Raw genomic sequence first — 16,225 nt, forward strand, 5'->3', positions numbered from 1 at the left:
CCGTGAGGTCTCTTTTTTTATGTCGAAATTTAGAAAAAGTGCTTGGAGCTAATGAATTGAGAAGAGATTAAACAACAGAAATTGTAGCGTTTCTTTTATTTTTTTAAATTATCTATTAAAATAGGAGATATTTAAAGATATATGAGGAGAGGACTTAATTGAAATTACCTATCACTCAAAAACTTGATGATTTAATTCATCATTATGCTATCTCATTACATGTTCCAGGACATAAAAACATGACTATCGGTTATTTAGATGCATTATCTTTGAAAATGGATATGACTGAAATCACGGGTCTAGATGATTTACATCATCCAGAAGATACTATTTTAGAAAGTATGAATCGTGTGAATAAGCATCCTAATTATGATGCTTATTATTTAGTTAATGGTACAACTTCAGGCATTTTATCAGTTATACAAGCATTTACTCATATAAAAGGTCGTTATCTAATTAGCCGTAATGTACATAAATCAGTTTTTAATGCTTTAGATTTAACTCAACAGTCTGCAGATATTTTGCCTATGTACAGAAGTGATAAAAGTTACCAGTATTTAGCGCCTTTGATAGATACTAAAATGTTACGACATCAAAAACTCGCTGTCGTTACTTATCCAAATTATTATGGAGAATGCTTTGATATCAAACAGTGTGTTAAACAATTTCACGATTACAATATACCTGTTTTAATTGATGAGGCTCATGGTGCCCATTTTAATTTGAAACACTTTCCTAAATCAGCTTTAGAATCAGAAGCTGACTATGTTGTTCAATCGTATCACAAAACTTTGCCTGCGCTTACTATGGGATCAGTATTATTTATTCATAAAAATGCACCTTTGAAAGATGAAGTTATTAAATATTTAGGTATTTTTCAAACTTCTAGTCCATCTTATTTAGTAATGTCGAGCATTGAACTAGCGCATCAATTTTATAATTCTTATGACAGTAGTCTCTTTTTCGAAAAAAGAAAACAATTTATTGAAACGTTAAGACAACAGCATTTTGAAGTTATTGAAGTCGAGGATCCATTAAAGCTTATTGTTCGAGTAAATGGGCATACGGGTTTTGAAGTACAACGTTATTTTGAAAAGAATCATATTTATATTGAATTAGCTGATGATTATCAAATACTCATTGTCTTACCATTATGGCATTTTAATGATAGATATCCTTTCGAAACATTACTGCATAGAATAAAAACTATAAAATTACCTAAAAAAGCAAAAGAAAAGCTAGAGCCAGTTTTATTGCCGCTAGAAAAAAGTGTTTATGTATCAAAGTATATTAATCATGCATATTGGATAAATATTAATAAAGCACAAGATAAAGTATTAGCTCAACATATTGTGCCTTATCCTCCTGGAATTCCTGTGTTTTGGAAAGGAGAAAAAGTGACTAAAAATATGATAAAATTGATGCAATATTATCTTTCACATAGTGTACGTGTTGAAGGTATTAAAAACGATAAAATATTAGTTAAGGATGAATAATATGGCTGCATTTATAACGTTTGAAGGGCCTGAAGGTTCTGGGAAAACTACAGTGTTAAATCAGATTAATAAGTTGTTATCTGAAAATTATAATGTTATTTCTACTCGAGAACCAGGTGGAGTATCTACGGGGGAAGAAATACGTAATATCTTACTAGATGGTGAAAATATTGATATACGTACAGAAGCATTGTTATTTGCAGCATCTAGAAGAGAACACTTGGTTGAAAAAGTGATACCCGCTTTAAAAAATAATAAAGTAGTCTTATGTGATCGATATATTGACAGTTCTTTAGCATATCAAGGGCATGCACGGGGTATAGGTATAGAAGAAGTTAAAAAAATAAATGAATTTGCAATTAATGGACTTTATCCAGATTTAACAATTTATCTTGATATTGATGCTGAAGTGGGGAGAGAACGAATACTAAAAAATCAAAGAAGTCAGAATCGATTAGACAAAGAAACACTAACTTTTCATCAAAAAGTAATTGAGGGATATAAAACATTAATTAAAACTAATCCTGAGCGTTTTAAAGTAGTTGATGCTACACAAAACATCGAAAGTGTCGTAAGTGATACGTATGAGATCATTTTAAGTTACTTAAAAAACTTATGATATAATAATATGGAGAGGTGTATTAAAATGAAAATGATTATAGCGATCGTTCAAGATCAAGATAGTCAAGAACTTTCAGATCAACTCGTAAAAAATAATTTTAGAGCTACTAAACTAGCAACAACTGGTGGCTTCTTAAGAGCAGGAAATACAACATTCTTATGTGGTGTAGATGATGAACGTGTTGATGAAGCGTTAACTGTCATTGATAATACGTGTGGTAATAGAGATCAACTTGTTTCACCAATGACGCCAATGGGTGGTAGTGCAGACTCTTATATACCTTATCCTGTTGAAGTTGAAGTTGGAGGCGCTACAGTATTTGTAATGCCAGTAGAAAAATTCCACAGATTCTAAGCTTAATTTAACAATTAAATAAAGTTTTAAAAGATAATTTTCAAAGAGCCTGAAACATATTTTTATGTTATCGGCTCTTTATCATATACATCATAATTAACTGCTAAATGATAAATGCGACTGAAAAATTTAATGATATAATTTTAAAATGAACTATGAATAGGGAGTATGCAAATATGGAGGAATTACAAAAATTAGCTAATGCGTTTCATTCGAATAAATTATCACATGCCTATTTATTTGAAGGTGATGATGCACAATCAATGAAACATGTAGCAATGGAATTTGCACAACTTATTCTTTGTAATGGAAATGAACAATGTGAATTGAAATTGCGTAATTTTAATCATCCTGATTTTACATATATATCCTCTGAAGAATCTACTATAAAAAAAGAACAAATTGAACAACTTGTACGCCAAATGAACCAATTACCTATTGAAGGTACATATAAAGTTTATATCATAGAAGACTTTGAAAAGTTAACTGTTCAAGGTGAAAATAGTATCTTAAAATTTTTAGAGGAACCTCCAGAAAATACTATTGCAATTTTAATTTCTACTAAACCAGAACAAATATTAAATACGATTCACTCTAGATGTCAACATATGTATTTTAAACCGAGTGACAAATCGCATTTTATCGATAAACTTGTTGATAATGGTATGAATCGGGCTATTGCTGAAATGTTAAGTTCATATACGACACAAATTGAGGTAGCCAAAGACCTTAATGAAGAGTATGATTTAATTGAATTAAGAAAAGTAATCGTTCATTGGTGCGAATTATTATTAACAAATAAACCAATGGCCTTGATTGGTGTTATTGATGTGTTAAAAAATGCTAAAAATCGAAAACTACAACTTCTTACTTTGTCTGTTATCAATGCTTTTTTTGAAGATATGATGCATGCTAAAGTCGGAATTGAGAACAATTTCATTTTTACTGATCTTAAACCACTAATTAAGGAATACACAACACGATTAACACTTAATCAAATGATATTAATGTATGATCAAATTACAGAAGCACATAAAAAATTGATACAGAATGTGAATCCGATGCTCGTATTTGAACAAATCGTAATTAAAGGTGTGAGTTAAATGCCAAATGTAGTAGGTGTGCAATTTCAAAAAGCAGGTAAATTGGAATATTATGCGCCGAATGATTTAAAATTAGACAGTGAAGACTGGGTTGTAGTCGAATCTAAACGAGGCATTGAAATAGGTATAGTAAAGTTAGCTTCAAAATGTGTAAATGATGAAGATGTGACATTACCGTTAAAAGATATTCTACGTATTGCAACTGAAGAAGATATACAACAATACAATCAAAATGAAGAAGATGCAGAGCAAGCACTAATTTTATGTAAACAGTTAGTGAAAGATCAAGACTTAGATATGCGCTTAGTGAATTGTGAGTATACTTTAGATAAATCGAAAGTCATTTTTAATTTTACTGCTGATGATCGTATCGATTTTAGAAAGTTAGTGAAAGTATTAGCTCAAAATTTAAGAACACGTATTGAACTTAGACAAATTGGCGTTCGTGATGAAGCAAAACTACTAGGTGGAATTGGACCGTGTGGACGTTCATTATGTTGTTCAACATTTTTAGGAGATTTTCAACCGGTATCTATCAAAATGGCAAAAGATCAAAATTTATCATTAAATCCAACTAAAATTTCTGGTGCATGTGGACGTTTAATGTGTTGTCTTAAATATGAAAATGATTATTATGAGGAAGTTCGTGCACAATTACCAGATGTAGGCGATGAAATTCATACACCGGAAGGTACTGGACAAGTTGTAGGATTAAATATATTAGATATTTCGATGCAAGTGAAGATTGATGGTTTAGAGCAACCTTTAGAATATAAAATGGAGGAATTAGCTACATTTAATTAAGGAGAGTGTCTTTCTTTTGAATCGCAATGATTTATTCGAAAAAATTGTAAAATTAGAAAGTAACGTTAATGTATTAACTCAAGAGATGACTGAACTTAAATCTTTAGCTATTCAATTGATAGAAGAAAATGTAACGTTACAAGTAGAAAACGATAATTTAAAAGCGCTAATGGCTAAAAGTGAACAAGATGTTGAATCAACAAAAGTCAATAGTGAAAGTCAACATAATAAAAAATCAAATGAAAATGACTTTAAAAGTGCAATTAAAAATGTAAAAAAACCTTTACCAAGTAAAGACAATTTAGCTGTTTTGTATAGTGAAGGTTTTCATATTTGTAATGGCGAATTATTTGGTAAACATCGTTATGGTGAAGATTGTTTATTATGCATGAATGTTTTAAATAGTTAAATCCATAACAAAGAATGATAAATGGATGGTATAATTTTAATTTTTAGGAGAGATGAATTTCAACACAATAAAATTTCAGATTTTGTGTTGTGATACATCTCTTTTTTAGGAGATAACATATATGTTGAAGGAACAAGAAAGATTAGATGATTTAATTAAGGAGAACTTAAAAATCATTCAAAATGATGAGGTGTTTTCTTTTTCTACTGATGCACTTTTATTAGCACATTTTACTAAAGTACGAAAAAATGATAGCATTCTAGACTTGTGTGCCGGAAATGGTGTTATTGCTTTATTATTATCTGCAAAAAGTCATCAAAAAATAGAAAGTATTGAAATTCAAGAACAGTTGGCAGACATGGCTCAACGAAGCTTTAAATATAATCGATTAGAAGAGCGTTTATCTATGCATAATATGGATTTAAAAGATGTGTATCAAACGTTTAAACCCTCTCAGTTTACATTAATAACCTGTAACCCGCCTTACTTTAAACGTAATCAACTTCATCAACACCAAAAAGAAGCACATAAAATAGCACGACATGAAATTATGTGTAGTTTAGAAGATTGCATGTTTGCAGCACGGCATTTATTAAAACAGGGTGGACGTCTAGTTATGGTTCATCGTGCTGAACGACTTATGGATGTATTAACTGAAATGAGACAAGCTAATATCGAACCTAAACGTATTGTATTTATTTATAGTAAGCATGGTAAATCAGCAGTCACTATTGTTGTTGAAGGAAGAAAAAATGGTAATCAAGGTCTAGAGATTGCACCACCATTTTATATTTACAATGAAAATGGCGAATATAGTGAGCAAATGAAAGAGGTTTATTATGGGTAGTCACTTTGTATATATCGTACGTTGCAGTGATAACAGTTTATATACAGGGTATACGAATAATATTGAGGCACGTATAAATAAACACAATGCTGGGAAAGGTGCTAAATATACAAAAATAAGACGTCCGGTAGTGTTAGTATATCAAGAAATGTACGAGACAAAATCAGAAGCTTTACGTAGAGAATATGAAATTAAGACATTTACAAGACAAAGAAAACTAAAATTGATTGAGGAGGGATAATATGGCAACTTTATACTTAGTAGGGACACCGATAGGTAATTTAAGTGACATTACATTTCGAGCAATCGAAACGTTAAAACAGGTAGATATCATTGCGTGTGAAGATACGAGAGTAACTAAAAAGTTATGTAACCACTATGATATTACTACTCCATTAAAATCATATCATGAACATAATAAAGAGCAACAGACAGATTATTTAATTCAATTACTTAAAGAAGAAAATAATATTGCGCTTGTATCAGATGCAGGGTTGCCGTTAATTAGCGATCCAGGATATGAACTTGTTGTTGAAGCACATAAACATAACATTGCTGTAGAAACCATTCCAGGACCTAATGCAGGATTAACTGCACTAATGGCAAGTGGTTTACCTTCATTTACATATACTTTTTTAGGCTTCTTGCCACGAAAAGAAAAAGAAAAAGTGAATATTTTATCTCAACGAATGTATCAAGATAGTACTTTAATCATTTATGAGTCTCCATTTAGAGTGATTGATACACTAAAAGCGATTATTAAAGTAGATTCAAGAAGACGTGTAGCAGTAGGTCGTGAACTTACTAAAAAATTTGAACAAGTGGTTATGTTTGAAGTATCACAATTATTAGAAGCAATTGAAAATCAAGAGATTCCACAAAAGGGAGAATTTGTGATTTTAATTGAGGGGGCCAAAGCTCAAGAAACAAAACAATGGTTTGAAGATGTAACGATTATAGATCATGTTAATCATTATATTGAGACTCAAAATTTAAAACCTAAGAAAGCGATAAAAGTAGTCGCAGAAGAACGACAGATGAAAACAAGTGAGATTTATGATATTTATCATAATATTAAATCGTAAAATTAATAAAAACTTGTATCATAGTGATAGAAAAATACCATAAAATATTAATTTATGATAATGTTAATAAGATACGACAATGTATATTCTATATGGGTTATAATGAATAAGATAGATGTTTTATGATGATGTGTCGTCACAAACGTTATATTAAATATTCATTAGAAAATAATTAAAAATTTAGATAAAATTTAAAGTGAACTAGTCATTAAGACATGAACGAAAGGGAGGACTACTGATGGCGAAAGAAACATTTTATATTACAACCCCTATTTATTATCCTAGTGGTAATCTGCATATCGGTCACGCATATTCTACAGTTGCTGGTGATGTAATTGCACGATATAAACGTATGCAAGGATATGATGTTCGTTATCTTACAGGTACAGACGAACATGGTCAAAAAATCCAAGAAAAAGCGCAAAAAGCAGGAAAAACAGAATTAGAGTATTTAGATGAAATGATTGCTGGAATCAAACGTTTATGGGCTAAATTGGAAATCTCAAATGATGATTTTATTAGAACTACAGAAGAACGTCATAAACAAGTGGTAGAAAAAGTATTTGAACGTTTATTAAAACAAGGTGATATTTATCTTGGTGAATATGAGGGATGGTATTCTGTCCCTGATGAAACGTATTATACTGAATCTCAACTTGTAGACCCTGTTTACGAAAATGGTAAAATCGCAGGCGGTAAAAGTCCAGATTCTGGACATGAAGTTGAATTAGTTAAAGAAGAAAGTTATTTCTTTAATATTAATAAATATACAGATCGTTTATTAGAATTTTACGATGCTAATCCTGATTTTATTCAACCTCCATCTAGAAAAAATGAAATGATTAATAACTTTATTAAACCAGGATTAGAAGACTTAGCAGTTTCACGTACGTCATTTGATTGGGGGGTAAGAGTTCCATCTAACCCTAAACATGTAGTTTATGTATGGATTGATGCTTTAGTAAACTATATTTCTTCTCTTGGATATTTATCAGATGATGATTCATTATTCCAAAAATATTGGCCAGCAGATGTACATTTAATGGCAAAAGAAATCGTTCGTTTCCATTCTATTATTTGGCCTATCTTACTTATGGCTCTTGATTTACCTTTACCGAAAAAAGTATTCGCGCACGGATGGATTTTAATGAAAGATGGAAAAATGAGTAAATCTAAAGGTAATGTAGTAGATCCTAATGTTCTCATTGATCGTTATGGCTTAGATGCTACACGCTATTACTTAATGCGTGAATTACCATTCGGATCTGACGGCGTATTTACTCCGGAGGCATTTGTTGAACGTACTAATTTCGACTTAGCAAATGATTTAGGTAACTTAGTTAACCGTACGATTTCTATGATTAATAAATATTTCCAAGGAGAGCTCCCTGCATATCAAGGACCAAAACATGAATTGGATGAAGATATGGAAGCATTAGCACTTGAAACTGTGAAGAACTTCCATGACAATATGGAAAGTTTCCAATTCTCAGTAGCATTATCTACAGTTTGGAAGTTAATAAGTCGAACAAATAAATACATCGATGAAACCACTCCATGGGTTTTAGCTAAAGATGAAAGTCAAAAAGATATGTTAGGAAATGTAATGGCACACTTAGTTGAAAATATTCGTTTTGCAACTGTATTATTGCGCCCATTTTTAACACATGCGCCTAAAGAAATTTTCAAACAATTGAATATTAATAATTCAGATTTATACGAATTATCAAGTTTAGAGCATTATGGTGCATTACAAGAACCAATTATGGTTACTGAAAAACCTTCTCCAATCTTCCCAAGATTAGATTCAGAGGATGAAATTGCATTTATTAAAGAATCAATGCAACCACCTAAATCTAATGAAGATGATAAAGAAGAAGTACCAAGTAAATCGCAAATTGATATTAAAGATTTTGATAAAGTTGAAATTAAAGCTGCAACTGTTATTGATGCAGAAAATGTACCGAAATCAGATAAATTATTAAAAATACAAGTTGATTTAGGAGCAGAACAACGTCAGATTGTTTCAGGTATTGCGAAATTCTATCGTCCAGAAGATATTATTGGTAAAAAAGTGGCTGTTGTAACTAACCTAAAGCCAGCAAAATTAATGGGTCACAAATCTGAAGGTATGATATTATCAGCTGAAAAAGATAAAGTATTAACGTTAGTAAGCTTACCGAGTGCAATTCCAAATGGTGCAATTATAAAATAAATATAGCCGTTAGGAGAGATAAAATGTTAATAGATACACATGTTCATTTAAATGACGAACAATATGATGAAGATTTAAGTGAAGTGATATCTCGTGCAAGAGAAGCAGGCGTTGACCGTATGTTTGTCGTGGGATTTGATACTAAGACAATTGAACGTACTATGGAACTGATTGATGAATATGACTTTATTTATGGTATTATCGGTTGGCATCCTGTAGATGCAATAGATTTTACTGAAGAACGTTTAGAATGGATTGAATCATTAGCTCAGCATCCTAAAATTATCGGTATTGGAGAAATGGGATTAGATTATCATTGGGATAAATCTCCAGCTGATGTTCAAAAAGAAGTGTTTAGAAAGCAAATTGCTTTAGCTAAACGCGTTAAGTTACCTATTGTCATTCATAATCGTGAAGCAACTCAAGATTGTGTAGATATTTTAATGGAAGAACATGCAGAAGAAGTTGGAGGCATTATGCATAGTTTTAGTGCATCACCTGAAATTGCAGATGTCATTATTAATAAACTTAATTTCTATGTGTCATTAGGCGGACCAGTCACATTCAAAAATGCAAAACAACCTAAAGAGGTCGCTAAACATGTTCCAATGGATCGCTTATTAGTTGAAACAGATGCACCTTATTTATCTCCACATCCTTATAGAGGAAAACGTAATGAACCTGAACGTGTCACGCTTGTTGCACAACAAATTGCAGATTTACGTGATATGACATACGAAGAGGTATGTCGTCAAACTACAGAAAATGCAGAAAGATTATTTAACTTAAATTAATAATCCTCAGTATGAGAAAGATGTAAAACATCATCTATCGTAATGCTATCTAATAGTGAATGACGATAATATGTGCATCTTTCTCATTTTTTATAGTATAACCGTTATAATAGAAATGAGATTAAGTGAAAGGTAATGGTAAATGAATATGAGAATAAATGAATTTATCGTTGTCGAAGGCAGAGATGACACAGAACGAGTTAAAACAGCTGTGGAATGTGATACGATTGAAACAAATGGAAGTGCCATTAATAGAGAAACGTTAGCAGTGATTCAGAATGCTCAAGAAACAAGAGGCGTGATTGTATTAACTGATCCTGACTTTCCAGGTGATAGAATTAGAAATATTATTACTGAACACGTACCAGGAGTTAAACATGCCTATGTCGATCGTGAAAAAGCGAAAAATAAGCGTGGAAAAATTGGGATAGAACATACACATCCTGAAGATATAAAGAAAGCCTTAATGCATGTGAGTTCTCCTTTTGAAGAAGGAGAGGAGTCGATAGATAAAAGTGTATTAATTGATTTAGGTTTAATTATTGGTAAAGATGCGAGACGTAAGAGAGAGATACTTGGACGTAAATTGCATATTGGACATTCTAATGGCAAACAATTACTAAAAAAATTAAATGCTTTTGGTTATACTGAAGAAGACGTACGACGTGCATTATCAATGGATAAGGAGAATAATTAAAGATGGATAGAAAAGATATAGCTACACCTTCTAGAACAAAAGAACTATTAAATCAATTTGACTTTAATTTTAAGAAAAGCTTAGGTCAAAATTTCTTAGTAGATGTTAATATTATTCATAAAATTATTGATGCAAGTCATATTGATAAGTCGACAGGTGTAATTGAAGTGGGCCCTGGTATGGGCTCATTAACAGAACAACTCGCTAAAAGTGCTAAAAAAGTGTTGTCATTTGAAATCGATCAACGTCTAATTCCAGTTTTAAAAGAAACACTTCATCCCTACGACAATGTAACAATTATAAATGAAGATATATTAAAAGCTGATATAGCTGCATCTGTGAACACGTATTTAAATGATTGCGATAAAATTATGGTAGTAGCGAATTTACCTTACTATATTACGACTCCGATTTTACTTAATTTAATGCAACAAGATATTCCCATTGATGGTTATGTAGTGATGATGCAAAAAGAAGTTGGAGAGCGTTTAAATGCAGAAGTAGGTACAAAAGCATATGGTTCTTTATCTATTGTGACTCAATATTACACAGAAACGAGTAAAGTACTCACTGTCCCTAAATCAGTGTTTATGCCGCCACCAAATGTTGACTCGATTGTTGTAAAATTGATGCAAAGAGAGGAACCTCTTGTTTCAGTAGACGATGAACAAGCTTTCTTTAAACTTGCAAAAGCTGCTTTTGCTCAAAGACGTAAAACGATTAATAATAACTATCAGAATTTCTTTAAAGATGGTAAAAAATATAAATCACAAATTCATCAATGGTTAGAAAACGCAAATATTGATCCTAAACGTCGTGGAGAAACCCTTTCTATACAAGATTTTGCACGATTGTATGAAGAAAAGAAAAATTTCCCAGAATTAGAAAATTAAATTGTTGACAAAGTGTCGCTACCTTGATAAAATTTAAATTTTATTTGACATATTACTTCAAAATGTGATATTATGTAACCTGTAGCGAGGTGGAGCAATATGCCAAAATCAATTTTGGACATCAAAAATTCTATTGATTGTCATTTAGGAAATCGTATTGTACTTAAAGCCAACGGTGGTCGAAAAAAAACAATCGAACGTTGTGGAGTGTTAAAAGAGACATATCCTTCAGTATTTATTGTTGAATTAGATCAAGATAAGCATAATTTTGAAAGAGTGTCGTATACATATACGGATGTTCTTACAGAGAATGTACAAGTTTCATTTGAAGAGGATAATCATCAAGAAGTAGTTGCACACTAAATTCGAACATATAAATATAGAGTTGTTTAGTGTACTACAAACTCTATCATTAAAAACATATTGGGTGTTGGGCTGTTTAAGTTCAACACTCTTTTTAATTCTTAATCTCTTTTAATAAAATAATAATTTAAATAAATCAAGATTTGCAGTTGAAATTAAGATCATTTATCTCCTAATTTATTAACTTTTAATTATAATTTATAATGTAACTATCAAATATTTTAAGTCTTTATGTTAAAATCATTTTAATACTATTGATGAAGAGAGGGCGGAAAAATGATATATGAAACGGCACCAGCCAAAATTAATTTGACGCTCGATACACTTTTCAAAAGAAATGATGGTTACCATGAAATTGCTATGATAATGACAACAGTAGATCTGAATGATAGATTGTCTTTTCAGAAAAGAAATGATAATAAAATTGTTGTAGATATAGAACATAACTATGTTACTAATGATCATAAAAATCTCGCCTACCAAGCAGCTAAACTGATGATGGAAACATATCAACTTAAACAAGGCGTCACGATTTCGATTGATAAAGATATTCCGGTTTCTGCTGGATTAGCTGGGGGATCAGCTGATGCTGCTGCTACGATGCGAGGAATTAATCGTTTATATGAATTAGGCGCATCTTTAGAAACACTAAGCCAATTAGGCCTTCAAATTGGGACAGATGTTCCATTTTGCATCTATAATAAAACTGCTATATGTAAAGGGAGAGGCGAAAAAATTAAATTTCTAGACAAACCTCCTTCTGCATGGGTGGTATTAGCAAAACCTAATCTTGGAATATCTTCTCCAGATATTTTTAAAGAACTTAATTTGAAAGATGATTATGATGTACATACAGAAATGTGTGAAGAAGCGATTAGACAGGGAGATTATATGAAATTGTGTAAGAGTTTATCTAATCGTTTAGAAACCGTTTCTATGTCCATGTATCCAGAAATTAAAAAAATTAAAAATAATATGTTGCGTTGTGGTGCTGATGGAGCACTAATGAGTGGGAGTGGACCTACTGTATATGCATTCGCTCAAAAGAAGAGCCAAGCAAAGAAAGTATATAATGCTGTAAATGGCTGTTGTAACGAAGTGTATTTAGTAAGATTATTAGGATAGAAAGGCTGGAACTTATGAGGTATAAAAGAAGTGAACGTATTGTCTTTATGACACAATATTTAATGAACCATCCAAATCAGTTAATTCCATTAACTTTTTTCGTGAAAAAATTTAAACAAGCAAAGTCATCGATTAGTGAAGACGTTCAAATCATCAAAAATACGTTCCAAAAAGAAAAATTAGGAACTGTAATTACAACAGCTGGCGCAAGCGGCGGTGTAACCTATAAACCAATGATGAGCAAAGAAGAAGCAATCGAAATTATAGAAGAAATCATTACGATGCTACAAGAAAAAGAGCGCTTATTACCAGGTGGATATTTATTTTTATCGGATTTAGTTGGGAACCCATCATTACTTAATAAAGTAGGGAAACTCATTGCTAGTATTTACATGGATGAGAAACTAGATGCAGTAGTGACGATCGCAACGAAAGGGATATCACTTGCCAATGCAGTAGCAAACGTATTAAATTTACCTGTAGTAGTTATTAGAAAAGACAATAAAGTTACTGAAGGTTCTACGGTTTCCATTAACTATGTTTCAGGCTCATCAAGAAAAATTGAAACGATGGTCTTATCGAAACGCACATTAGCCGAAAACTCAAATGTGTTAGTTGTAGATGACTTTATGAGAGCAGGCGGTTCAATAAATGGTGTAATGAATCTTATGAATGAGTTTAAAGCAGAGGTGAAAGGGGTATCTGTACTAGTAGAATCAAAAGAAGTAAAACAAAGATTGATTGAGGATTATACTTCTTTAGTCAAATTATCAGATGTTGACGAATATAATCAAGAATTTAAAGTTGAACCTGGTAATATCTTGTCTAAATTTTCTTAAAAGGAGTTATACATCATGAAAACAATTAATACTAATAAAGCACCTGAAGCGTTAGGACCATATTCTCATGCAATGGTCGTGAATAATTTAGTATTCACATCAGGACAAATTCCATTAGATACTGAAGGAAACATCGTAAGTAGCGATGTGAAAGAACAAACAAAACAAGTATTAGAAAATTTATCTGTTGTACTTGAAGAAGCAGGTTCTGATTTAAACTCTGTTGTAAAAGCAACTATTTTTATTTCTGATATGAATGAATTTCAACAAATTAATGAAGTTTATGGTAGCTACTTTAATGAGCATCAACCTGCGCGAAGTTGCGTAGAAGTGTCTCGCCTACCAAAAGACGTTAAAGTTGAAATTGAATTAGTAGGTAAAGTTAAAGGAATATAATTTACTTAATTAACACATTGTCATGCTTCTAACCACACAAAGATATATATACTAGGGGGGCTCACTGCATGAAAGTGACAGATGTAAGACTTAGAAAAATACAAACAGATGGCAGAATGAAAGCACTCGTTTCTATCACATTAGACGAAGCTTTCGTAATTCATGATTTACGCGTAATCGAAGGCAACTCAGGTCTTTTCGTTGCTATGCCAAGCAAACGTACACCAGATGGTGAATTCCGCGATATCGCACATCCAATCAATTCAGAAATGAGACAAGAAATACAGGATGCTGTGATGAAAGTATATGATGAAACTGACGAAGTGATTCCAGATAAAAATGCTTCATCAGACGTAACAGAAGAATCAGACGAAGCTTAAAATAACAAAAAGCAAATCATATTTTTGATAATGCTTATTTTATTAATTATGTAAGCTAAATGACGTGGGCACGAAACTCTAAATTCAAACTTGAATTTTGTTTCGTGCCCATTTTTATTGTTTTATCGATATTTTTTAAAAATTAGATGCATGATGCAAATAATTAAACTCTGTTTACAAAATTTGTTAAATCTTGAAACTATAAGTTAAGTTAAATTATAATTACTTGTGAAGTGCAAATTTTATTGGAGGATTATTATTCATGCAAAGAAATGCAATCATATTAGCAGCTGGAAAAGGAACACGAATGAAATCAAAGAAATATAAAGTGTTACATGAGGTTGCTGGTAAACCAATGGTTGAACATGTACTGACAAATGTTAAAAAAGCGGGCGTAAATCAAATCGTCACTATCGTAGGTCACGGGGCAGAACAAGTAAAAGAGACATTAGGTAATCAGTCATTATATAGTTATCAAAATGAACAATTAGGAACTGCACATGCAGTTAAAATGGCAGAAGAACATTTACATACTCAAGAAGGTACAACATTAGTAGTATGTGGAGATACACCACTTATTACTTCAGAAACTTTACAACGTTTAATTGCACACCATGAAGAAACACAAGCACAAGTTACTGTTTTATCGGCTACAGCTCAGACGCCTTTCGGGTATGGGCGAATCGTACGTGATCAAAATCATCACCTTAATCGCATTGTAGAAGAAAAAGATGCAACAAATGCTCAAAAAGACATCAATGAAATCAGCTCAGGTATATTTGCATTTGATAATAAAACGTTATTCGAAAAACTTAAACAAGTTAAAAATGATAATGCACAGGGTGAATATTATTTACCTGACGTCGTTACTTTAATTTTAGAAGATAATGGAAAAGCAGAAGTGTATCATACTGATGACTTTGATGAAATTATGGGTGTAAATGATCGAATCATGTTAAGTCATGCTGAAAAAGCGTTGCAACATCGTATTAATCATCATCATATGAGAAATGGTGTTACAATCATTGATCCAATCACTACATTTATAGGTCCAGATGTAGAGATAGGTATGGATACTGTTATTGAGCCAGGCGTACGTATCAATGGAAAAACATTCATTGGTGAAGATACACACGTTGGTCAATATTCAGAAATTAACAACAGTCGTATTGGCAATAAAGTTCATATTATACAATCAGTCATCAATGATTCTAGTGTAGGAAATAAGACCAAAGTTGGTCCATTTGCTCAATTAAGACCTGGTTCAAATCTAGGTGCTGAAGTTAAAGTGGGTAACTTTGTAGAAGTTAAGAAAGCAGAATTAAAAGATGGTGCAAAAGTATCACACTTAAGTTATATTGGCGATGCAGAAGTTGGTGAACGTACAAATATTGGTTGTGGTTCAATCACTGTTAATTATGATGGAGTAAATAAATTTAAAACAATCATTGGAAAAGACGCTTTCATTGGTTGTAACACGAATTTGATTGCCCCTGTAACAGTAGGAGATGGCGCTTTAATTGCAGCAGGATCGACGATTACAGATGACATACCTAAAGAAAGCTTAGCATTAGCACGCGCACGTCAAGTAACCAAAGAAGGTTACAATAAAAAATAAAGATTAATATAAGATACAAAAAGACTGTGTCATTTTTCTGTTAAAGGGAATAAATGAATATATAAATATAAAATTTTGAATGTATTACTATCATGCCAAGTTGAGTGATACGTAATAAACATATTATTGGTCAGTTTTTAGTGGAATATAGTAAAAATGCTAGAATTTTTATATAATAGTATTGT

At 31.7% G+C, this 16,225-nt stretch carries 19 protein-coding genes; all 19 read left to right on the forward strand.

All coding sequences use genetic code 11. The features are described 5' to 3' along the window. Positions 1-158: 158 nt before the first annotated feature. Positions 159-1,496: an aminotransferase class V-fold PLP-dependent enzyme gene (locus tag HMPREF2629_RS05760; protein WP_019835404.1), complete on the forward strand. Its 1,338-nt coding sequence runs from the start codon at positions 159-161 to the stop codon at positions 1,494-1,496. A 1-nt stretch (position 1,497) separates the two neighbouring features. Further along, positions 1,498-2,115 carry a dTMP kinase gene (tmk, locus tag HMPREF2629_RS05765; RefSeq protein WP_017176433.1) on the forward strand — a complete coding sequence of 206 codons (618 nt, stop codon included), beginning with the start codon at positions 1,498-1,500 and terminating at the stop codon, positions 2,113-2,115. 27 nt (positions 2,116-2,142) lie between these two features. After that, positions 2,143-2,472, forward strand: a complete 330-nt coding sequence (locus HMPREF2629_RS05770; RefSeq protein WP_002455851.1) for a cyclic-di-AMP receptor — start codon at positions 2,143-2,145, stop codon at positions 2,470-2,472. 176 nt (positions 2,473-2,648) lie between these two features. Then, on the forward strand, positions 2,649-3,575 hold the full coding sequence (locus HMPREF2629_RS05775) for a DNA polymerase III subunit delta' C-terminal domain-containing protein (protein WP_019835402.1): 927 nt from the start codon (positions 2,649-2,651) through the stop codon (positions 3,573-3,575). Then, complete coding sequence (locus HMPREF2629_RS05780) at positions 3,576-4,379, forward strand: PSP1 domain-containing protein (RefSeq protein WP_019835401.1); 804 nt, start codon at positions 3,576-3,578, stop codon at positions 4,377-4,379. A 16-nt stretch (positions 4,380-4,395) separates the two neighbouring features. Continuing rightward, the gene (gene yabA / locus HMPREF2629_RS05785; RefSeq protein WP_017176430.1) at positions 4,396-4,788 is read left to right on the forward strand and encodes a DNA replication initiation control protein YabA; all 393 of its coding nucleotides are present in this window, start codon (positions 4,396-4,398) and stop codon (positions 4,786-4,788) included. Positions 4,789-4,909: 121 nt separating this feature from the next. Then, positions 4,910-5,635 carry a tRNA1(Val) (adenine(37)-N6)-methyltransferase gene (locus HMPREF2629_RS05790; protein ID WP_019835400.1) on the forward strand — a complete coding sequence of 242 codons (726 nt, stop codon included), beginning with the start codon at positions 4,910-4,912 and terminating at the stop codon, positions 5,633-5,635. Further along, positions 5,628-5,876 (forward strand): GIY-YIG nuclease family protein, encoded by a 249-nt coding sequence (locus HMPREF2629_RS05795; RefSeq protein WP_017176428.1) that lies wholly within the window; start codon positions 5,628-5,630, stop codon positions 5,874-5,876. The genes HMPREF2629_RS05790 and HMPREF2629_RS05795 overlap by 8 nt, the downstream gene beginning before the upstream one ends. A gap of 1 nt (position 5,877) precedes the next feature. Next, positions 5,878-6,720 (forward strand): 16S rRNA (cytidine(1402)-2'-O)-methyltransferase, encoded by an 843-nt coding sequence (gene rsmI / locus HMPREF2629_RS05800; protein ID WP_019835399.1) that lies wholly within the window; start codon positions 5,878-5,880, stop codon positions 6,718-6,720. Between the two features lie 238 nt (positions 6,721-6,958). After that, positions 6,959-8,935 carry a methionine--tRNA ligase gene (metG, locus tag HMPREF2629_RS05805; RefSeq protein ID WP_017176426.1) on the forward strand — a complete coding sequence of 659 codons (1,977 nt, stop codon included), beginning with the start codon at positions 6,959-6,961 and terminating at the stop codon, positions 8,933-8,935. 23 nt (positions 8,936-8,958) lie between these two features. Next, entirely contained in the window at positions 8,959-9,729 is a 771-nt protein-coding gene (locus tag HMPREF2629_RS05810) for a TatD family hydrolase (RefSeq protein ID WP_017176425.1), read from the forward strand. Positions 9,730-9,877: 148 nt separating this feature from the next. Continuing rightward, positions 9,878-10,426, forward strand: coding sequence for a ribonuclease M5 (rnmV, locus tag HMPREF2629_RS05815; RefSeq protein ID WP_025987191.1), 549 nt, complete (start codon positions 9,878-9,880; stop codon positions 10,424-10,426). A 2-nt stretch (positions 10,427-10,428) separates the two neighbouring features. Continuing rightward, positions 10,429-11,319 (forward strand): 16S rRNA (adenine(1518)-N(6)/adenine(1519)-N(6))-dimethyltransferase RsmA, encoded by an 891-nt coding sequence (gene rsmA, locus HMPREF2629_RS05820; RefSeq protein WP_019835397.1) that lies wholly within the window; start codon positions 10,429-10,431, stop codon positions 11,317-11,319. 99 nt (positions 11,320-11,418) lie between these two features. Next, positions 11,419-11,682 (forward strand): biofilm formation stimulator Veg, encoded by a 264-nt coding sequence (veg, locus tag HMPREF2629_RS05825; RefSeq protein ID WP_002449940.1) that lies wholly within the window; start codon positions 11,419-11,421, stop codon positions 11,680-11,682. 276 nt (positions 11,683-11,958) lie between these two features. Continuing rightward, positions 11,959-12,807: a 4-(cytidine 5'-diphospho)-2-C-methyl-D-erythritol kinase gene (ispE, locus tag HMPREF2629_RS05830; RefSeq protein WP_070813203.1), complete on the forward strand. Its 849-nt coding sequence runs from the start codon at positions 11,959-11,961 to the stop codon at positions 12,805-12,807. A 14-nt stretch (positions 12,808-12,821) separates the two neighbouring features. Next, positions 12,822-13,646 carry a pur operon repressor gene (gene purR / locus HMPREF2629_RS05835; RefSeq protein WP_002449943.1) on the forward strand — a complete coding sequence of 275 codons (825 nt, stop codon included), beginning with the start codon at positions 12,822-12,824 and terminating at the stop codon, positions 13,644-13,646. Positions 13,647-13,661: 15 nt separating this feature from the next. Continuing rightward, positions 13,662-14,042 (forward strand): RidA family protein, encoded by a 381-nt coding sequence (locus tag HMPREF2629_RS05840; protein ID WP_002449962.1) that lies wholly within the window; start codon positions 13,662-13,664, stop codon positions 14,040-14,042. A 68-nt stretch (positions 14,043-14,110) separates the two neighbouring features. Beyond that, the gene (gene spoVG / locus HMPREF2629_RS05845; protein WP_002449945.1) at positions 14,111-14,422 is read left to right on the forward strand and encodes a septation regulator SpoVG; all 312 of its coding nucleotides are present in this window, start codon (positions 14,111-14,113) and stop codon (positions 14,420-14,422) included. A 262-nt stretch (positions 14,423-14,684) separates the two neighbouring features. Further along, positions 14,685-16,040, forward strand: a complete 1,356-nt coding sequence (glmU, locus tag HMPREF2629_RS05850; protein WP_049413888.1) for a bifunctional UDP-N-acetylglucosamine diphosphorylase/glucosamine-1-phosphate N-acetyltransferase GlmU — start codon at positions 14,685-14,687, stop codon at positions 16,038-16,040. Positions 16,041-16,225: the final 185 nt, after the last annotated feature.

Source organism: Staphylococcus sp. HMSC034C12, assembly GCF_001835895.1.
Taxonomy (GTDB): Bacteria; Bacillota; Bacilli; order Staphylococcales; family Staphylococcaceae; genus Staphylococcus; species Staphylococcus hominis.